Source organism: Alistipes muris (assembly GCF_943193205.1).
GTDB lineage: Bacteria > Bacteroidota > Bacteroidia > Bacteroidales > Rikenellaceae > Alistipes > Alistipes muris.
This window is the reverse complement of record NZ_CALPDD010000007.1, coordinates 92,630-112,101: the sequence shown is the minus strand read 5'-3', so window position 1 is coordinate 112,101 and position 19,472 is coordinate 92,630. Positions and strand designations below refer to the sequence as shown.

Genomic DNA, 19,472 nt, shown 5'->3' with positions numbered 1-19,472 from the left:
GAATGTACGGGCTGTGCGACTGCAACAACTTCTACGCCTCGTGCGAGCGGGTGTTCGACCCCTCGCTCGAAGGTCGTCCGGTCGTCGTGCTGTCGAACAACGACGGCTGTGTCATCGCCCGCTCGAATGAAGCCAAACGGCTCGGGATAAAGATGGGGCAGCCCTACTATCAATTAAGGGAGCTGATCGGGCGCGAGGCGGTAGCGGTCTTCTCGGCGAACTTCGCGCTCTACGGCGATATGTCGCGCCGGGTCATGTCACTGCTCCGAAAATCGGTGCTCGCCATCGAGGTCTACTCCATCGACGAGGCGTTTCTGGACCTGACAAGTGTCGATGAAAGCCGTCTCGACGAACTCGGGCACGGGCTGGCCCGCACGATACGCCGGCACACCGGCATCCCGGTCAGCATCGGTATCGCGCCGACCAAGACGCTGGCCAAGATCGCATCGAAGCTCTGCAAGCAGTATCCGAAGCTGAACGGCTGCTGCTACATGCACCGCCCCGAGGACATTGAGAAAGTGTTGAGGCGGTTTCCCATCGACGACGTATGGGGCGTCGGGCGCCGATGGGCACAGCTGCTCGAAAAGAACGGGGTGAAAACGGCGTGGGACTTCACGCAGCTGCCGCAGGCGTGGGTCCGGCAACGCATGCACGTGGTGGGCCTGCGCATGTGGAGCGAACTGCGGGGAGAGCCTTGCATCGGCTTCGAGGAGTTCCCCGCCGACAAGAAGCAGATCGCCACGACCCGCACATTCGACCGCGACATCGACGACTACGAAGAGCTGCACCACCGTATCGCCCAATACGTTGCTTCATGCGCCGAGAAGCTGCGCAGGCAGCGAAGCCTTTGCGGGGAGATCAACGTCTTCATTCTCACCAACCGCCACAAGGAGTATCTGCCGCAGCACTACGAAAACGGGCTGGAGAAATTATCTGTTCCGACCGACAGCACGCTGGAGCTGACATCGCATGCGGTGCGGCTGCTGCGCCGGATTTTCCGGCCGGGCTTTGCCTACAAACGAGCCGGAGTAATACTCTCGGACCTGCGGCCGAAAAGCGGCATCCAGGCCGATCTGTTCGATGACACGGACCGCACGAAGCACGACCGCCTGATGGAGGCGGTCGATGCGCTCAACGACAAGTTCGGGCGCCACAGGCTCGGGACAGCGGCCGAGGGCTTCGAGCCGTTCAAGATGAACCAGAACCACCTGTCGCAACGATATACGACGGACTGGCGGCAGATTATAAAAGTAAAGAGTTAGCCTATCAAGGTCTTCTGTTTTCTTTCAGGAATTCATCTGCATGTTGCTTGGCCTCTTGGTAAACTGAATATTCTCCGTTGAACATGCCTTGCTTTATAGGAGCCCAATTATGCTCATTGGCAGATGCTGCGGAAAGAAATGTATCGAAAGGATTATTCGGATAGGTATAGTTTCGTCGTATTGACCGCCTGTCGAATATCCCCGTCGGAACCCAATAATGGCCGCAGAACATTCCAACTATATGGCAATAATTGATCCCTAAAAAATACTCAAAAATATCGAATGTACATTCGTAGTCTCGCGAGTCGGTGAAAAGATGCGCAAAGGTCTGTTTTAATTGTTTCTCGATAAAAATGCTGAAAGGACTATAGCGTCGTTGACTTCCGTAAAGGATGGGATTGATTGTGTTATCATCAGTCCACAAATTGCAATTCACTTCCTTGATTAGAAATTCCTTCCCGTATTTTGTTGGCACTTTGATATGAAAAACCTTATCAAGCAATGAATACTTTTCATAGAGAATACAGGAAATTCCGACTACGTACATCAGGTATAGCGAAGCCAGCTTTTGTAGTTTTATCGCATCTTCCGAATAATTACATATTGTCGGTAATCCGGAGGATAAGCGGATAATGGCATTAACGATTGCTTCTTCATGTTCGGGTTTGGCCCACCGCACCGCCGTAATGCACATCGGCATCAGTTTTTCGATGGCATCGAAATGCAGTTCATTGAACTTGTCGAATGTCTTTTTATCGAAATGATTGTAGTTCAATTCTTTTGCGATCTTCTCGAATGCGGCCTGCGCCTCCTGTTCGAACAAATCTGTGTATTGAATCACTCCATTGGGATCAGCGATATATTTTTTGATTCGGGCAATAGCAATATCTTTAGTCAACGGATGGTCGGAATCGCATCTGTCAAGCGCATCGACCCGCTCGTATAATTCGGAGAAAAAACTATCCGCACCTTCGATAGGAACAGTATTCCCTTTGCGGTATTGGGCTATATCGCGAAGTCCTTCCGGGAGTTCTCCGACATAACTGAAATACGAAGCATACCGAAAATTGTCAGAGTTGCGCATAATATTGACCAATCCTCGGTCCCACTGGGCGGACCATCCGCATGTTATCAATCCGAAATCGTCGAAAATGCGGCGGAGATATTCCGACATTTCGGCAGAATAGTTATCCAACTCATCCTCTGTGTTTCGGAATCGGCAATCCAAATAGTCTCCGTTGATTTTTACAATCGTAAGATCGCTATGCACCAGCGGCGTCGCACCTTTAATATCATCCTCGAAATAGATGACTTGGGGTGTTATTCCCTCTTCTTGGAGTGCGGTTTCCAATAAACGATCGAAGTTCGTTGTCAGAACAACTCTTATATAACCCTTTTTTGCCAGTTTGGCAATGGCGTAGTGTGCTTTGGTCGGTTTAGACTGCTCTTTCCCATTCGGTTCAAAGTAGGGTTTCATGAGGCCAACACGCTCGGTTTGAGTTTTCACGAATTTCTCTAAAACCGATGAATAACCGACCGGACAGCCGTACTTTTCTCTAAACCACTCTTCCAGATTATCGCTATCGGATACATGATTCTGCGCGGCCAACTTTTTCAGCAAATCGGTTACGATGTCCCAACCGGACGGCAATCCGGAGGCTTTGGATATCCCGGCCCCCAAAAGCAGGGCATAGGCTCCTTTGTTCGAGTAGATCGAAAACGCAAGTGTTGTAAGTATCGAAGAGTTCATTTTATCTTATTTTTCAGTAAAAGTAATCATTCTTTTCTGATTTTCCATTGATTTATTATCCCCTCCTCGGTTGCCCTCGGGGAAGATAGGTGCGCGCCCGGGGTGTCGGGCACCCCTCGCCGGCTGCGGGCGAAAAAATCATCCTCGGCGCGTTGCGCGCTGCGGTATTTTTCCGCCGCTGCGCCGCCGTCGCGCACCTGTTTTTCTCCCCGAGGCAACCGACCCGTTCGGGAGTAAGCCCTCATAACATATTCGATAATTTCCTGCACGACGAATAATAGAATTTGTGCAGGAGTTGAAACGTGAGACACACGGTAAAAACTGTTATGTGTTATGCAAATCGCACAAGTGAAATCGGAACGGTCGAAGAAAGAGAAGGCGCGCAAGGTCGCCGCAGAGCAGCCGGTCGGGGCACCCCTTCCGAAGCCCGAGCAGCATTCGGCGGAGCCGGAGCACCGGGTCGAGCGACCGGCCGAAACGGTTCCGGCAGCTTCGGGTTCGGAGCACGCAGCGAGCACTGCCCCGCAGCCGTACCCTGTGCTACTCCTCGATATGGAGAAAATCGTCAATAGTTCGTTCAACCCGCGCAAGAGTTTCAGTGAAGAGTCGTTGCAGGAGCTTGCGGACAGCATCGCGCAGGTCGGCGTGCTCCAGCCCATCTGCGTGCGGCCTAAGGACGAGGAGTTCGAGATCGTCTACGGCGAGCGCCGTTACTGGGCTGCCGAGCGCGCGGGGCTGAAGATGATTCCGGTCGTGGTCCGCGAGCTGAGCGACGCGGAGGCCGAGGACGCCGCCATCACGGAAAACCTGCAACGCGAGGACGTCAAGCCGCTCGAAGAGGCTGCGGCCTACAGCCGGGCGTTGGATTCGGGCCGGCATACGGTCGAGTCGCTCGTCGGGAAGTTCGGCAAGTCGGAGGCCTACATCCGCTCGCGGCTGAAGCTCTGCGCGCTGATCGACCCGCTGGCCGAGCTGCTCGACCGGGAGGAGATTTCGGTGGGCGTCGCCATCGAGATCGCCAAGTACGACGACAAGATCCAGCAGGAGGTCTTCGACGAGCACTTCTCGGAGAGCTGCCGCTCTTCGTGGAAGAACGCCCGCATCAAGGAGGTCGCGCGGCGGCTCTACCAGCGTTACATGACACAGCTCGATACCTACCGCTTCGACAAGTCGGAGTGCCGGAGCTGCATGAGCAACACGGCCAATCAGGTGCTGTTCCGCGACTGCACGGACGGCTGCGCCGGGTGCCAGAACATGGAGTGTCTGATCCGCAAGAACGAGGCATTTCTCACGCAGAAGGCCATCGACCTCCAGCACAACGACCCGCGCACCGTCATCGCGGGCGACGACGATGCCCCGGCTTCGGTCATCGAAGCGCTGCTCGAAGAGGGCTATCATGTGGAGCCGCTGGAGTATTCGTACTATGAAATGACGTCGGGGCCGCAGCAGCCGACGCCGCCCGCGCCGGAGGCGTTCGACGAGATCAAGACGTACAACGACGCGATGGCCCGCTACCAGCAGGCGCTCGAAGTCTTCGAGGAGGAGAGCCGCGAGCTGGAGTTTGGGATTTCCGAAGGTCGCATCCTGAAATACGCCGTGATCGGCGCCCTCGACGTGGCGATTCTCTACGCCGAAGCCGCGGGGCAAAACGACGGGGAGCAGACGCTGAGGGGCGACCGCACGGTCCTCGTCACACGGGTTCCCGAATCGCCGCGCGAGGGGCTGCTGCGGAAGGACCACCGCAACCGGCAGCTCTGCTACGAGCGCATCACGGGCGATCTGAAAAAGATGCTTCGGGAGGTGAAGGTCTCCAACAAGCCGCTGGCCAAGTCGGAGACGCAGCTGTTCCACTACGCGGTGATGCGCCAACTCGGCGACCGGCAGGTGCTGCAATGCGGTTTCAAGACGGAATCGAAAGGGCTGGTGACACGCGAAGAGCGCTACGCCGCAGCCGGCCGACCGACAGAGAAGCAGCGGGCGGCCCTCATGCGGCAGTTCATCGTGAGGTTCCTGTGCCAGACGGCTCCCGACTACAACTGTACGGACGAGACGCTCGACACGCGGCTGCTGTGCGAGTTCGTGGAGATGAATTTCGCCGAGCAGACCCGGCCGATCATGGAGAAATACAAGGAGCTGTACGACAAGCGCAAGAGCCGGCTGGACGAGCAGATCGACGCCCTCGATGCGCTGGAGCGCGAGCGGGAGCTGCGCGCGTCGCTGGAGGCCGCGACCGATTCCGAGCCGGCCGAGATTCCCGAAGCCGCGCCCGACGAGGAGCCGGCCGTCTACGAGCCTGCGGTAGTACCGTTAGAGCCGGAGATCGACTTCGACTTTAGTCTGCGACCGGCGCACGCCGAGCTTCCGGCAGCCGCATAGGCGGCCAATCAGATGTTTAACCGACGGGGCAATCGACAAGGTTGCCCCGTCCCATTTCCACGACCATGAACAAGACCATTGAGACGATCGCTCCGCGACTGACGGAGCTGATGATTCGAAAGATAGAGACCCTGACCGAGGAGTGGCACCAGCCGTGGGTCGCCGACACGTCGGGGCTGCCGCGCAACCTGCGCGGGACCCCGTACCGTGCGGGCAACATCCTGCTGCTGGCGATGCTGACCGAGCTGGAGGCCTTCCGCGCTCCCGTATTCATGACCTTCAAGCAGGCGAAGGAGAACGGGCTGAGCATCCGCCCGGGCCAATCGGCCTTTCCGATCTACTTCTGGAAAATGTACATCCGCCACAAGGAGACGCGCAAGCAGATCGACATGGAGGTCTACCGGCAGCTCTCCACGACCGAGAAGCTGCAATACGACCTGCGGCCGATTCTGCGCTACTATACGGTCTTCAATATCGACCAGACCGACATGGCGGAGGCGGACCCCGCTCGCTATGCGGAACTCACGAAAACGGCAGAGCCGGAGGACCGCTCCGACGGCTTCGTCTGCGCAGGCATCGACGCCCTGCTGGAGGCGGAGGGATGGCTCTGCCCCATCGAACTGGAATACAGCAACAAAGCGTTCTACAGCCGCATGCTCGACAAGATCGTCTGCCCGCTCAGGCGGCAGTTTCCCTCGGGCGTGGATTTCTACGACACGCTGCTACACGAGGTCGCCCACAGCACGGGGCATCCTGCCCGACTGAACCGGCCTGCGCACCTGTTTATCGGGGATTCGGCCTATGCCCGCGAGGAGCTGGTGGCCGAGCTGACCTCGGCCCTGTGCGGCGCGATACTGGGCTTCTCGGTCGCACCGAGGGCCGAGAACGCCGCCTATCTGAAGCACTGGCTCACGCAGCTCAAAGAGGAGCCGACCTATCTGTTCGACATCCTCGTCGACGTGAACAAGGCCGCGCGGATGATTATCGACCGCATCGAGCCGGACACGCGCCGGGAACCCTACGCCGCGGCGGCATAGGCGTCCGAAAACTGTTTATCAACCGGTCCCGCGGCATCGCTGTCGCGGGACCTTATCATTTGCATTATGAGCCATCTGATTATCAAATTCATCGGCATCACCCAGGACGACCGGGTCATTATCGAACGGGCATCGAACAACCTCCGGCCGCTGGAGTTCCGCACACTGGAGATCGAACCGCTGACCGCCCTCTACCGTGAAAAGGGGCTGAAGGCATTGGAAGAGGAGCTTCTGTGGCTCTTCTTTCAGGGCATCTGGCAGCAGCACCACGACGGACGCTTCGCCCGGGCCATCGAACGCTACAGACAAGCGGAGCAGGTCGATTCGTATCCGGAGTACCTGCGCTGTTCGGGAGACGACGCGTATCGAAAGCAGCGAATGAAATACATAGCGGATAACTATCTGCAAAACATCAACATAGAATGAAAGCAAAAGTATTGCACTATGCAGCGGATCGCGACGATAAGATCGTCGCGACCTATAAGGAGGTAACCTTCATCGGCAAGCACGTCGGCTGGTATGTGGAGGACAAAGACGAGAAGCACGAAGGGCGGGACAACATCGCCATCGTCGAGCGTGTCGACGGGATTTGTTTCGTCGCGGAGTTTCTGTCGAGAAACGCGGCGTTCGACAAGGAGCACCTTGCGGCCGTCGAGGACGAGGCCCGCAACCTGCGGGCGGCCATGCAGAAGCGGATTGCGCAAAAGCAATGGATTCCCCTGACCTACGTCGCGGCATACGAGGCGCTGGGATGGGACGCGCGGCCGCTCAAGGAGCACCGCGATCAGATGCGCCGATTACGCGAGGCGGCAGACCGGGAGCGGAAGCTCGCGCAAGCCGAGCAGGCCGGGCGAGCGCGGCAGGAGCAGGTGCAGCGCGCGGAAGAGGCTTTTCGACGCGGCGGGTTCATCCCGGCGGAACACTTCGTCGGCCTGTGCCGCAAGCATGGGGTCGAAATCCACCCCCGGACGCTCGGGACCTTACGAACCCGAATCAAAGAGCTGTCCCGAACCCAAATCCTATGCAGGGGCGGCGGCCGTGGAACACGCATACCCTCGGTGGACGGTTGCAGCCGGCTGATCGACCATTTGACGGAGAAACTGAAATAGAGGCTATCTGCCGAATACCATCATTCCAAAACCCGAATTATCTCATTATGAAAATCATGTGTCAGGAACACTACGACGAGGTAGTGCGTTATGCAAAAGAACTTGGGGATGAATCCCTGCAAGCGTGTCTGGCCAAACTGAAATCATGGGAGCAAAACTCCCGCCGGCCCTGCGAAATCGAATTGTACAGGGACTTCGCCCCTTATTCGGTTCTGTTCAAACAGCGTTACCCAGACGGCACGCTGGGTATCGTCGGTGGGCTGGTCTACCACGGCATGCCCGACCGGTCGGGGTGCTACACCATGAACCGCGAGGACCGCTGGCAGACGCATACGTAACAGCGGTGCGGAGATTGCAAATTAGCGGCAGTTTCCATATTTTTGTATCGAAAAAATGATCCGACGATGACAAAGCAGGAAATTGTAAAAGAGGTGGCCAAGACTACCCGGCATTGAGGGCGTGACGGTCGCAGCCGTCGTGGAGGAGTTCATGGAGCAGGTGCGCACGTCGCTGGTCGCCGGCGAGAATGTCTACTTGCGTCGCCTCGGAACGTTCTTTCTGAAGCACCGTGCCGAGAAGACGGTCCATAATATCACTAAGAATACGACACTGATCGTCCCGGCGCACGACGTGCCCACGTTCAAACCTTCGCCCGAGTTTAGATCGGAACTTCAATAAATGGATAAGTCCCGCCTAAAAAGCGGGACTTATCCATTTATTCATATTTATAAAAAAGAGGCTTTTTCTCTTTTTGCTTTGAATACGCTTTCCAATGTCCTGATTCGGCTTGGCGAAATAAAACTATAGTTATAGCTAATAACAAGATAATAAATGATATTACGATAACGGCAGGATGGTCTTTAAGCCATAAAAACTTACAATCGCATATTTTACACAATGAGAATATAAATAGTACTATCCAAACAAATGTCATTGTGCCGCTTGTAATTTGATTAATTTTGGATACGGAAAACGGATAGCCTCCCAACCCCCAAATCTTAATTTGATTGGGATATTTTAATATCTTAAATATGGGTCCATAATGTTCATTTATAAGTATTCCAATATGGTCTTCCCAGTTTTCCTGCCAATATTTACTTCCTCGATTTGCAAGATACCATCCTAACGAAAATATAGTTCCACACATTGCAAGAACAGCTAATATGGTAAATGTTGCAAGAGAGGCATCAGATTTAGTATATACCAAAGCAAATGCAGCAATTATTGCAGCACAAAATGCCCAATAATATGTCGTTCGTTTCCAATACAGCTCGATTTCAAAATTCCTTGTTGCAAGAGCAATCTCGCAAAGTTTATCATTAGGAAATGAATCCACTTTAGAACCACTGTTCCATTTGGAAAATTCTGTAAAATACGATTCTTTATTGAAAATGTCTTTCATCATTGTTTGAGTATGAAAAGTTTTTCAAAAATATGAAAAAACGACCTAATATACAAATTAGGTCGTCAGAACTATTACAACACTTTCGCCGTCAATAGTTCTTTTGCGCCGATCTCGACGGTCTGATGCCGTGCGCCATTCCTCTCGACGATTTCGAGCAGCAGGACCTTGTCGGCCGAAAGGGTCAGCTTCGGCAGGGCGAAGACCGCCCGCTGCTGCTGGCGCCCCCGGACGATTGCCGGATCGTTGCAGGCCCGGATGATGTCGAACGGCTGCCGCTGCTGCGCCGTGCGCTTGGCCAGCTTGCGGTCAGCGACGACGAATCGGCGACAGTCCACCTCGAACGAAATGTTCGTCTCGTTGCGAATCTGCGTGTGGACGTAGATCACGTCGCCGGAGATGTAGATGCCGCGCACCTCGACCTCGATGCCGTATTTTTTGGAGCGGATGCCTTTCAGGTCCTGCCGGTTCTGCCGGTAGATGTCCGACAGCATCCGTTTCACCGTCGCGGGCTTCTCGCGCCCGACTTCCTGCAACAGCACCCGTCCTTCGGCCGAAGCCTCGTTTGCGGCCGAGGGGTCGGATGCCGGGATTTCGAGCGTCGAGACGGCCGGATTCTCGGCATAGCACGCATCGAAGGTGTAGAAGCCTCCGTCTTCGGTGATGACGGTGAGGTTCGTTTCGGTGGCGAAGTCCCGCACTGCGGCCTTCACGCGCACGACGTTCTCGGCTCCGTCAGCCTTGCCGGCGAGGAGGTCCATCGAGCCGATGTCGATGTAGGTCACGGGTGCGGGGAAGAGCAGATGTACGGTCTTGGTGTAGCCGACCTCGATCCGAACGGGCCGAATCGGCTGCGGGGTGTCGCGCTCGATGGCGGCCGCGGCGCTCTGCACGATGACCAGCCCCGTCAGCAGGGCCGGATAAAAGAGGGTTCGTTTCATGGCTTATTGTTCTTTGGATAGTAACAACACTTGGTGGTTGGCTTTGAGCGTCACCTTGATCTCTTTGAGCTTCTCGGCAACGTAGCGGGACGAAGCCTGCAAGGCTCCGCGCGAGAGGTCGGAGACGATCTGCTGCCCGGCCGAGCGAGTGACGTTGATGCTCGTCCCGACGGTCTGGCCGATGGAGGCCAGCGCCTCCTTCATGGCCGCGCGCTCCTTCGAGTTGGGGACGTTCAGCCCCGGCTGGCCGTCCGTGTCGTAGGCGACAGCCTCCACGGCGAAGATATGCCCCGCATATTCGATGCTCGACACGACGACCCGCAGCCGGGCGTTGTCGATGGTCGCCTGCCCGTAGAGCGGCGTGTTGCGCGGTATGACGATGCCGTCGATGCGCACAGGCTCCGACAGCCGCAGCCGCACGGTGCCGCCCACGCGCACGACCTGCGTCTCGGCGATGCAGGCCCGGACGGTCGGTGCGGCGCGCGGCGCCTCGTCCCGGCCAGCCGTGATGAACCCGACGTTGCGCTCGGCCGAGAGGTCGAACGAGGGATCGAGCGTCGAGGCCCGCAGCCCGCCATCACGCACGGGACGCATGACCGACTTGCGGGTCTTGTCTTTTTTCGGCTCCGGCTCTGCCGCGTCGCCGCCCCCGAGGTACTTCTGTGCCAGCCGGTACTGCTGCTCGGCCAGCTCCAGCGCATCGGGCTGCCGCCGCTCGGCGTCGAGCTGCGCTTGCAGGGCTGCGACCTGCTCCTCGAGCGCGTCGACCTCGGCGTTGCGCTGCGGCGCGCGGTAGAAGTCCTGCACCTGCGCCTGCATGGCGCGGTTGGCCGCCTCGGCCCGCTGTGCGGGATTGTCGGCCGGAGGCTGCTCCGCGGCTTGCAGCCCGTCGTCGAGCAGCGAGAAGGTGTTGTCGCCGAGCGTCGAGAGACGCGCGCTGTGCGCCTCCTCCGTGCGGACCCGCTCCACGGCTTTCTGCTTGCTGCCCTCGATGGCCTGCGCCTTGCCGTCGGGCACGGTGACGTTGATGCCGCCCGCGCCCTCCGCCTGCTGCGCGGGCGTCGGACGGAATATCAGCCACAGGACGACCAGAAACAGGCTGCCCAGCACGGCCGAGAAGAGCAGGACTTTCTGCCGGCGCTGCCGCTCGAAGTCGGCGGCGGGGTTCTTCTTTTCTTCTTCCATTGCGATTCGTTTTTTAGCGGTCGAAGGTCGCGATGTCGCGGTTCTCGACGATGTTCAGCTCCTCGACCATGAAGCCTTGCGGGTTGTTGTCCGAGCGCACGGTGTTGACCAGGCGGCAGGTCGTGATGAGCGTCCGCTCGGTGACGTTGCTCTCGCGCAGGATGCGCTGCCGGGCGTAGGTCCTCACGTCGTAGGGGTACTTGCCGAAGTCGCACACGATGCTGTCGACCTTGACCATCTGCGAGATGTTGCCCGCAATCAGTCGGTTAAAGAACCCTTTCTCCTGTAAGACCTTGTAGTAGGACAAGGCGCTGCGGTCGGCCATCAGCAGCGCGCGGCCGATGTTGGATTCGATGGCCGCCTTGTCGGGCGAGAGGGTGAAGAAAAGCTCGTGAAAGCGCCGCACGTGCTCGCGCGCCTCCACGGGGCGGTTCTGCGCCAGGTCCTGCGAGAGGGCCACCATGAGCGAGCGCCCGTTGTCCAGCACATAGATCTTCTGCCGCTGCCGCTCGGCGAAGCGGTACGAGAGGACGACCGACACGACCGTCACCGCGGCGCAGATGCCGGCGAAGACGAAGCAGTAGAGCCGCAGCTGCCGGAACGAGGTTTCGATGTTTTTCAAACACTTGAATTCCATAAGAGGTCTATTTTTTAAGAATGAGTTTCACCGCTTTCGACAGACTGCTGCCTGCGGCGCCTGCCGCTTCTTTCGTTCCGGCCCACGCACGGCCGGCCACGGCTCCCGCGCCGCCGCTGAGGATGGAGGAGAACTGCGCCACGGTTCTGTTGTAGGCCGAGAAACCGTTGGCCTGCACGATCCATGTGGAAATGGAGGGGATGCAGAAAAAACCGCATATGCCGACCAGCATGAAGACCAGATAGATCGAGTTGCTCGCATCGAAGTAGTAGCTGTAATCCTGCGCCATCAGCTCGGCGTCGTGCCTGAGGGCGAGCGTCTGCAAGCGTGCGATGATGGCCGAGAAGAGGTCGGCGATAGGCAGCCACAGATAGATGGAGATATACTTCGAGATCCACTGCACCAGCGTATTCTGGAAGCCGTCGAAAACCGAGATGGCGAAGGCGATCGGTCCGAGGATCGACAGGACGATGAGATAGAAAGTGCGCAGCACGTCGAGAATCACCCCCGCGGCCGAGAAGAGCAGCTCCAGGAGCCATGCCACGGCTTTCAGCAGCATCCCCTTTACCGACCACGACGACCGCTCGCGGTTCATGTTGTCGAGCGTCGTCTGCGTCGCGTCGTCCATGCCCAGCTCGCCGAGCCGCCGCTCCATCTCCTCGTCCTCGGCGTAGTAGGAGTCGGCGGGAAAGCGGTCGCGGCTCTGCGCTTCGAGGTCTTGCCGCTGTCTCTGCCAGGCCTCCATGTCGAGCGTCTGTCCGACCATGAGCGAATGCGTGGCCTGCACCAGCGGCGAGAGGATGCCGTTGAGCGTGCCAAGCACCAGCGGCTGGAAGAACAAGATGCACAGCCCGATGGCGAAGGGCCGCAGCAGCGGAAAGAGGTCGATGGGTTCGGCCGCCGCCAGCGACTGCCAGACCCGGTAGGCGATGTAGAGCAGCGCCCCGATGCCGGCGATGGACGACGCTACGGAGGTCATCGGCTGGCACAGCACGAGCATCTCCTCGTAGAGCAGGCGGAGAATCCGATGTAGATTGTCCGCCACGGAAAGCATCTGTACCATTTACCAGTAGCGCTGTTCTTCAGTACCGTAGAGCGAGAGAATGCGGTCGACGTTGCCCCGCTCGCGCGAGCGCAGCAGGGAGATCGAAATCTGCTTGCGCGTGTAGTAACGCGCCAGGTCGCGGTGTCCGCGCAGCACGCCGTAAACCCGCTCCACCACGTCGATGCGGTCCTTGTCCGTGAGGCTCAGGTCCGTGGGGTTCACGATGTCCTGCAACTCGCGCAGGGCGCCCGCGGCGTCCTCGATGATCTTGGCGTATCCGACGGCGATGGCGCCGAGTTCCGCGGGCGAGAAGTTCTCGTCGGCGAGCATCCGGCGGTAGCCGTCCATGTAGATATCGGAAATCTCGCCTACGAGCAGGATGCACCGCTGGACCTTGCGGGCATTGCGAACGAGGTTGCTCACGGCTTTCAGCGCGTCGTAGTACTTCTTCGACTGCTCGTAGATTTTGACCGTCTCCTGAAAACTCTGCAACATCGTCTGCCCGTTCTTGGCGGCCTCGGCGATCTGCTGGGTGGAGTTGACGATACCTTGTGCGAGGTTCGAGGGGTCCGAGACGACCCACTGCGCGCGGGCCGCGCCTGCCCAGACGAGCAGCACGGCCAGCAGCGGAATGATTCTTCGGTTCATGGTCTCTATTCGTTGAAGGGATACTCGTCGACCGGGATGGCCTCGTCATCGGGCGCGGCAATCGTATCTTCGGCGACGAAGCGCCCGTAGCAGCCGATCGTGAGCGTGTCGCTCGCCGCGTCGTAGACGATTCGGCTGCCCTCGTCGGCGCCCAGCCAGAGCCGGTGACGGCGCAGGGTCACGAGGCCCTCCTGCACCACGCGCTTGTAGCAGAGCGCGTGGTCGTAGACGACGGCCCGCCACATGCCGGACCCGAGGCGCCGGATGACGGCCGAGAACCGGTTCTCCGTCGAGAGCCACGAGCCGCAGATGCGGTCGACGTCGAGCTGTTCTTCGAGGTCGACGATGGCTCGCACGACCTCCGTGCGGGTCTTGATCTCCCGTTGCAGAGCCGCGACGGCACTGCCGGGGGTGGTTTTGTTATCGTTCATGATTTCAGGTTTCGGTGATTCGGGTAAAGGTTCGCCCGCCCGGCATCAGCAGCAAGGCATCCGCCGCGGGGGTGTAAAAGAGATCTATGCGCGCTCCCGCATCGTCCGTGTAGTGGATGCAGAACGCGTAGCGCAGGCGGTAGGTTCGACCGCGGCGCGGGCCGTCCGGGCGCCGGACGGTGATGCGGTAGCCCTCCTCCGCCGGAAATATCCGCAGCAGCGCGCCGTCGGGCGCCGTGGCGCGCCACCACCCGACGAGGGGTTCGATCTTGCGCCGCTCGGGGTCGTCGCACAGCCGCCACACGACGAAGGGCGCGGCGATGAGCACCAATGCGACCGTCAGGGTCTTCAGCAGCTTCTTCATCGTCGCACGGTGTCGGTTTCACGCTCGCGGGCCAACTGCCGGATCGCCGCCTCGATGTCGCCGCCCAGCTGCTCGGCACGCGCCATGACCTGCATCTTCTCCGTCTCCTCGGTCGTGTAGCACAGATACTCTTCGGCCGAGACCTCCGTGGCGTAGACCGCCGACTGCACGCCGCCCAGACCTATCCACACCTCCTTGTAGCGGCGCGAGGGGTCGTTCGAGAGGTTGATGGAGAGAATCTGCGACTTCTCCTTTTCGGTCAGGCCCAGCAGCGTCTGAATCTGGTCGAACTTGTTGGCGTACTTGCGCTGGTCCAGCAGGATCTTGCAGTCGGCGTTGTTGATGATCGACTCCTTGACGACGGGCGACGAGATGATGTCGTCGACCTCCTGCGTGACGACCACCGCCTCGCCAAAATACTTGCGGACGGTCTTGAAGAGGTACTTCACATAGCCGGCCATGCCCTCTTTGGCGATTGCCTTCCACGCCTCCTCCAGCAGCAGCACCTTGCGGACGCCCTTCAATCGGCGCATCTTATTGATGAAGGTCTCCATGATAATGATCGTCACCACGGGATAGAGCACCTTGTTGTCGGCGATGTTGTCCAACTCGAAGACGATGAAGCGCTTCTGCAACAAGTCTAACTGCTTGGCCGAGTTGAGCAGATAGCCGTACTCCCCGTCCTGGTAGTAGGGTTCGAGGACGTTCAGGAAGTTTTCCAGATCGAAATCCTTCTCCCGCACGCGCTTCTGCCGGAGCAGCTTCCGGTAATCGCTCCCGACGAACTCGTAGAACGTATCGAACGACGGCGCGATCCCCGGGTCGGCCTTGAGCTTCGAAAGGTAGAGGTTCACGGCATTCGACAGCGCCACCTCCTCCGAGCGCGTCGGGGCTTCGTCGTCGCGCTTCCACAGGGTCAGAATCAGTGTCTTGATCGACTCCCGCTTTTCGATGTCGTACACCCCATCCTCCGTGTAGAAGGGATTGAATGCGATGGGGTTATCCTCCGTGTATGTAAAGTAAACGCCGTCCTCGCCCTTCGTCCTGCGGTGGATCAGGCTGCACAGCCCCTGATAGGAGTTGCCCGTGTCAACGAGCACGATATGCGCCCCCTGCTCGTAGTACTGCCTAACGAGGTGGTTGGTAAAAAACGACTTGCCGCTGCCCGACGGCCCCAGCACGAACTTGTTGCGGTTGGTGATGATGCCCCGCTTCATCGGAAGGTCCGAGATGTCCAGGTGCAGCGGGATGCCCGACAGGCGGTCGACCATGCGGATGCCGAACGGCGAGAGCGACGAACGGTAGGAGGTCTCCTCGCAGAAGAAGCACAGCGCGTGGTCGAGGAAGGTGTAGAAGGTCTCCTCCGCGGGAAAGTCGGCCTCGTTGCCGGGGATGCCGGCCCAGAACAGAACCGGGACGTCGACGGTGTTGTGGTGCGGTGTGCAGCCCATCATCGCCAACTGCGCGCCGACTTCGTTGCGGATGCGTTTCAGCTCCGCTCGGTCTTCCGACCACGCCACCACGTTGCAGTGGCAGCGCACGGCCTGCAATCCCTGCGAGTGCGCCTCGTTCAGGTAGAGGTCGATCCACTCCCGGTTGATGGCGTTCGCGCGCGAGTAGGCAGACAGCGAAGTCATGTTGCGCGCCGTGGCCTCCAACTGCCGCAGCACCTCGTCCGAATCCTCGATGAAGATATACTGGTTGTAGAGGTGGGAGCAGCCGAGCAGCAGCCCCGCCGGCGCGGCGAACGAAAGCCGGCAGTCGCTCCGGTCGGTTGAGAGCCGCTCGTAGCGCGCATCCGTGGCGACCGTCTGCGGCAGATAGTCCAGATCGGAGAGCGTATGCAGGCACAGATACTTGTCGCCGATGCGCATCTCGCCCGCATCGAGGCGGATGTCCTCGCTGACGGCCGCCTGCCGCTCGTCCGACAGCGCGAAGTAGCGGGCCAGCAGCCCCGCGTCCTCTTTCGTGCCGACGATCTCGTCCGCCGTGAGCCGTTCGAGGGTCAGCAGCCCCGAATCATTCAGGATGCGCTCCATCTGTCCTACGGCGTCCATGAAGCGCGCGACGGCATCCCCATCGCGCATCGACTTCGGAAGCATAACGCCCCGACACAGGGTCGAGAAATCGCTTTGGCGCCGCAGCTGCTCCCGGGTGGTCATCGTGACGAACAGGCAGCACGTATGCTTCAGGTAGGGCCGCTCGTTGAAGTGCCACTCGAAAGAGCGGTCGAGGAAGCTCCGCTCGCGCCCGTCGTCGGAGAGCGCGTAGCGCTCCTCGGTGAAGCGGTCCTGCTTGTGCACGACGGTATGGGGCGGCAGCACCTTCAGCGCCTTGAGCCACGCGGCATGGAGCGCCTCGTACTCGGCGCCCGTGACGGTGAACAGCTCGGGCAGCGTAACGCGGAACGCCACCGTGAGGTCGGCGTTTTTCGACAGGATGCAGTCCTGCTCGACGGCCAGAAGCGGAAACTTCGCCTCCAGCGTAGAGGTTTTCAATCGTCCTCGCATGGTCTTAGCGTGTCGGGATGAGACGCCGGATGCTGCGGCGGTGGATAATGCGGCGCGGGTGCCGCTTCGAGGCCCGGAGTTTCATCAGCCCGTGCGGCCCGAAGGTGCGGTTCAGGTAGAACGTGCCCCAGACGAGGCCCGTTCCGGCAACCGCGGCCAGGAGGATGCAGGCCGTCTGCGACACGCCGCTCATATACATGACGACGAAGAGCAGGAACACGCCGACCAGCCCGCCGACGAAGAGAAACAGATATTGCGCCGTGAGGCCCTTGAACTCGACCTGCCGGCCCACGCCCTTGTTGATCCGATACTCGGCCATACGTCAGAGGAAGAACGAGCGTAAGACCGTGGCGGCGACCACCAGAAAGATGCAGGCGAAGAACCACCCCGCAGCGGTCTTCGAGACGTCCGGGTCGCCCGACGAGAACTTCGAATAAACTTTAATACCGCCGATAAGGCCCAGCACGGCAGCAACGGCGTAAGCCAGCTTCGTGATGGGGTCGAAATAGGAGGTGACCATATTGGTCGCCTCGTTGATCCCGGCCATGCCATTGCCCTGCGCTGAGGCGGAGAGCGCGGCGAAGAGCGCCGCGAGGCTCGGAACGATTTTCTTTTTCATGTCGTAGTTGGTTTGGATAAGGGTATGAAAAGGGCCGCAGGCTGCTTTCCGAAAGAAGCTGCGGCCGGCTGTAACGTCGTTCGTATGTGCGGCTGCATCAGCCGTATTCGTTATCCCATCTCATGCGTTGCGGTGTTTTCGGATTTATACGTAATTGCGCATGTCGAAATTCTCGATCGCGCGCATCTCTTCCTGCGTTGCGTCGCCCGTCAGGAGCCGCTCGCCCTCCTCCAGCGTGCCGAGCAGCGAGACCACCTCCGGGTCGCGCAGCTCAGCCTTTGAGGTCGGAGGCTCCGCCGGGTAAGATGCCGGCTCTTCGGGTTCGATCATTTCGCCCTCCTCGCCGATGGCGGGGTGCACGACAAGATCGCTCCAACCCTTCATCTGCGGCTCCGAACGGGCTTGCCGTGCAAATATAGCGGCCCCTTCGACGGATTGTTTCCCGCCGGCCGCCGCCGGCCGCTTAGGGCCGTTCGCATAGCGGCGCGTGATGACCAGCGCGGGCGGGGGCATGGCTTCGGCAGGTTCCGCGCGGTCCGTTGCCGACGGGCGGCCCCTGCGGCAGAGAAAGGCCTGCGCCCCGTCGATGAAGATCGACAGTAGCTGCCCTTTGAAGAACATACGGTCGAGGCAGACCAGGCACGCGGCGATGATGATGAATGCGGTCATGGCTTTTCGTTTTTCAGATGATGTTTTTCGAGTTCTGCTCCTTGTGGATGCGGTTGATGTCGTCCTTGTAGAGTTCCAGATGATGCCGCAGAATGTTGTCCACGTAGGCTGTAACCGTCATATGCTCTTGTCCGATCTTCTTCACTACCTCGGTGATCATTCGCTTGATATGGGCGCTGACGTATATCGACGACCGGCTCGTGCGGGTATTGTCCTGCGGCAAGAGAAAGGTCTTCTTGAAGTCGGGCAAGGGTGCCCGGCGTCGGCGCGGCTCCGCGGCCGATGCGGCCTCCGGTGGCGGAGCATCCTCGGGCTGCGGCTCGGCGTCCGTGTCCACGACCACGTTCTCCGTCAGCGGGGCCTGCCCGCCGATCATCTGCCGCACCAGCTCCTCGTCGATGCGGGGATTCTGCTTTTTAACCATTGTCGGTCATGTTCAGAATCGAGAGTATCTCCGAGGCGAGGGCGTCGAGCTGCGCATCGGCGGCGAAGGAGCGTTCGGGAGCCAGCAACGTCGAGCGGCCGACGCCCGTGCCGTCCGCCAGCAGCTCCTTGTTGAACTTCGACCGATACGGCACATGGGTCCACATAAGCGGCAAGCCCAGCTGACGGATCACCTCCTCGTATTGCCCGTAGAGCGGCGTGCGCTCCCGGCGGTCGATCATCGTCCAGAACAGATGCACCCCCGCAAGTCGCACGGCGCCGTTTTGCACCAGCGTGAGGTGAAGCGTCCGCGCGAACGACAGCGTGCTCTCCATAACCACCTTGTCGGCCTTCATCGGCACGAACAGCCGGTCGAGCGACGAGAGGCTGCCGATGACGCCTTCGGCATTGACCGTGCCCGGCAGGTCGTAGAGGATGATCGACGGCCGGTAGCCGCTGCTGCTCAGAAAGCGGCCGACCTCCGTCCCGGCATCGGCAGGCATGCACCGCACCACGGGCCAGAGCTTGCGGCCCGTCTGCCGGAACTGCCGCACCATCATCAGCTTGTAGTAGTCGCTCTGCTCCACGGCCGCGAGTTCCCGTTCGCGTTGGGCGTGGATGCTCCACTGCGGGTAGTCGCAGTCCACGACCAGCACGTCGCGCCCCAGCGAGTAGTGCAGGTGGCTGGCGAGCAGGGTCGTGAAGGTCGATTTGCCGACACCGCCCTTCTGGTTGCAGACGGCGATGCGCACAGGCACGTTGGGTTGTTTGTTGTTCGATTCCATAACAGACAGGTTTAATGAATGATTGATCGCTATACCGGTCTACGTCGCCGTTTCCATACGGATACATTTGTCGGTTAACGGATTCGCAGGTGTATTTCTTCGGGTATTGGCTGATATATCGGTCGGGTGGTTTGGATATTTATCGGTGTATTGGTTTGCCGGTATATATATTCGTTGGTTTACATATACCAACAAACCATTCTTTGCATCCGCATAGATTCGCATGAACGCCGATTGAAATATCGGTCTGTCGGTTTGCATGCCGCAAGATAGGGCCCA

General features: G+C 59.1%; 21 protein-coding genes and 1 pseudogene. 7 read left to right on the top strand and 15 right to left on the bottom strand.

The genetic code is table 11. From position 1 onward, the window contains the following. Nucleotides 1–2 precede the first annotated feature (2 nt). Nucleotides 3–1,262 (top strand): Y-family DNA polymerase, encoded by a 1,260-nt coding sequence (locus tag NFR47_RS05605; protein WP_251214589.1) that lies wholly within the window; start codon nucleotides 3–5, stop codon nucleotides 1,260–1,262. Nucleotides 1,263–1,266: 4 nt separating this feature from the next. Here the strand turns inward: NFR47_RS05605 and NFR47_RS05600 are convergent, their stop codons facing one another. Continuing rightward, on the bottom strand, nucleotides 1,267–3,012 hold the full coding sequence (locus NFR47_RS05600) for an SIR2 family protein (RefSeq protein WP_251214588.1): 1,746 nt from the start codon (nucleotides 3,010–3,012) through the stop codon (nucleotides 1,267–1,269). 552 nt (nucleotides 3,013–3,564) lie between these two features. On the opposite strand from NFR47_RS05600, the gene NFR47_RS05595 reads away from it, so the two are divergent. The 6 genes and pseudogenes from NFR47_RS05595 to NFR47_RS05570 all read left to right on the top strand — a co-directional run bounded on the left by NFR47_RS05595 (nucleotide 3,565) and on the right by NFR47_RS05570 (nucleotide 8,212). Further along, nucleotides 3,565–5,388, top strand: a complete 1,824-nt coding sequence (locus tag NFR47_RS05595) for a ParB/RepB/Spo0J family partition protein (protein ID WP_251214587.1) — start codon at nucleotides 3,565–3,567, stop codon at nucleotides 5,386–5,388. 65 nt (nucleotides 5,389–5,453) lie between these two features. Continuing rightward, nucleotides 5,454–6,425 carry an ArdC family protein gene (locus NFR47_RS05590; protein ID WP_251214586.1) on the top strand — a complete coding sequence of 324 codons (972 nt, stop codon included), beginning with the start codon at nucleotides 5,454–5,456 and terminating at the stop codon, nucleotides 6,423–6,425. 66 nt (nucleotides 6,426–6,491) lie between these two features. Further along, nucleotides 6,492–6,851 (top strand): hypothetical protein, encoded by a 360-nt coding sequence (locus NFR47_RS05585; RefSeq protein ID WP_251214585.1) that lies wholly within the window; start codon nucleotides 6,492–6,494, stop codon nucleotides 6,849–6,851. After that, nucleotides 6,848–7,534: a hypothetical protein gene (locus tag NFR47_RS05580; RefSeq protein ID WP_251214584.1), complete on the top strand. Its 687-nt coding sequence runs from the start codon at nucleotides 6,848–6,850 to the stop codon at nucleotides 7,532–7,534. Before NFR47_RS05585 ends, NFR47_RS05580 begins: the two co-directional genes overlap by 4 nt. A gap of 47 nt (nucleotides 7,535–7,581) precedes the next feature. After that, nucleotides 7,582–7,872 carry a DUF4120 family protein gene (locus NFR47_RS05575; RefSeq protein ID WP_251214583.1) on the top strand — a complete coding sequence of 97 codons (291 nt, stop codon included), beginning with the start codon at nucleotides 7,582–7,584 and terminating at the stop codon, nucleotides 7,870–7,872. Between the two features lie 66 nt (nucleotides 7,873–7,938). Continuing rightward, nucleotides 7,939–8,212, top strand: a pseudogene (locus tag NFR47_RS05570) (HU family DNA-binding protein). Nucleotides 8,213–8,249: 37 nt separating this feature from the next. On the opposite strand, the gene NFR47_RS05565 reads toward NFR47_RS05570, so the two are convergent. From NFR47_RS05565 to NFR47_RS05500, 14 genes are all read right to left on the bottom strand, one after another. Further along, nucleotides 8,250–8,939 (bottom strand): RipA family octameric membrane protein, encoded by a 690-nt coding sequence (locus NFR47_RS05565; protein WP_251214582.1) that lies wholly within the window; start codon nucleotides 8,937–8,939, stop codon nucleotides 8,250–8,252. 71 nt (nucleotides 8,940–9,010) lie between these two features. Beyond that, complete coding sequence (traN, locus tag NFR47_RS05560) at nucleotides 9,011–9,877, bottom strand: conjugative transposon protein TraN (protein WP_251214581.1); 867 nt, start codon at nucleotides 9,875–9,877, stop codon at nucleotides 9,011–9,013. 3 nt (nucleotides 9,878–9,880) lie between these two features. After that, complete coding sequence (traM, locus tag NFR47_RS05555) at nucleotides 9,881–11,062, bottom strand: conjugative transposon protein TraM (protein ID WP_251214580.1); 1,182 nt, start codon at nucleotides 11,060–11,062, stop codon at nucleotides 9,881–9,883. Nucleotides 11,063–11,075: 13 nt separating this feature from the next. Continuing rightward, entirely contained in the window at nucleotides 11,076–11,699 is a 624-nt protein-coding gene (gene traK, locus NFR47_RS05550) for a conjugative transposon protein TraK (RefSeq protein WP_251214579.1), read from the bottom strand. Between the two features lie 7 nt (nucleotides 11,700–11,706). Further along, nucleotides 11,707–12,762, bottom strand: coding sequence for a conjugative transposon protein TraJ (gene traJ / locus NFR47_RS05545; protein WP_251214578.1), 1,056 nt, complete (start codon nucleotides 12,760–12,762; stop codon nucleotides 11,707–11,709). Continuing rightward, nucleotides 12,763–13,392, bottom strand: a complete 630-nt coding sequence (locus tag NFR47_RS05540; RefSeq protein WP_251214577.1) for a DUF4141 domain-containing protein — start codon at nucleotides 13,390–13,392, stop codon at nucleotides 12,763–12,765. Nucleotides 13,393–13,397: 5 nt separating this feature from the next. Beyond that, nucleotides 13,398–13,823: a hypothetical protein gene (locus NFR47_RS05535; RefSeq protein ID WP_251214576.1), complete on the bottom strand. Its 426-nt coding sequence runs from the start codon at nucleotides 13,821–13,823 to the stop codon at nucleotides 13,398–13,400. A 4-nt stretch (nucleotides 13,824–13,827) separates the two neighbouring features. Continuing rightward, a complete protein-coding gene (locus tag NFR47_RS05530) occupies nucleotides 13,828–14,187 on the bottom strand; it encodes a hypothetical protein (protein ID WP_251214575.1) in 360 nt (119 codons plus the stop codon). Next, on the bottom strand, nucleotides 14,184–16,697 hold the full coding sequence (locus NFR47_RS05525; protein ID WP_251214574.1) for a TraG family conjugative transposon ATPase: 2,514 nt from the start codon (nucleotides 16,695–16,697) through the stop codon (nucleotides 14,184–14,186). Before NFR47_RS05525 ends, NFR47_RS05530 begins: the two co-directional genes overlap by 4 nt. Nucleotides 16,698–16,701: 4 nt before the next feature. After that, on the bottom strand, nucleotides 16,702–17,016 hold the full coding sequence (locus NFR47_RS05520; RefSeq protein WP_251214573.1) for a DUF4133 domain-containing protein: 315 nt from the start codon (nucleotides 17,014–17,016) through the stop codon (nucleotides 16,702–16,704). A gap of 3 nt (nucleotides 17,017–17,019) precedes the next feature. Next, nucleotides 17,020–17,316 carry a DUF4134 domain-containing protein gene (locus NFR47_RS05515; RefSeq protein WP_251214572.1) on the bottom strand — a complete coding sequence of 99 codons (297 nt, stop codon included), beginning with the start codon at nucleotides 17,314–17,316 and terminating at the stop codon, nucleotides 17,020–17,022. Between the two features lie 144 nt (nucleotides 17,317–17,460). After that, nucleotides 17,461–17,985, bottom strand: coding sequence for a hypothetical protein (locus tag NFR47_RS05510; protein ID WP_251214571.1), 525 nt, complete (start codon nucleotides 17,983–17,985; stop codon nucleotides 17,461–17,463). A gap of 13 nt (nucleotides 17,986–17,998) precedes the next feature. Continuing rightward, the gene (locus tag NFR47_RS05505; protein ID WP_251214570.1) at nucleotides 17,999–18,409 is read right to left on the bottom strand and encodes a DUF3408 domain-containing protein; all 411 of its coding nucleotides are present in this window, start codon (nucleotides 18,407–18,409) and stop codon (nucleotides 17,999–18,001) included. Further along, entirely contained in the window at nucleotides 18,402–19,193 is a 792-nt protein-coding gene (locus NFR47_RS05500; RefSeq protein ID WP_251214569.1) for a ParA family protein, read from the bottom strand. The genes NFR47_RS05505 and NFR47_RS05500 overlap by 8 nt, the downstream gene beginning before the upstream one ends. Between the last annotated feature and the right edge of the window lie 279 nt (nucleotides 19,194–19,472).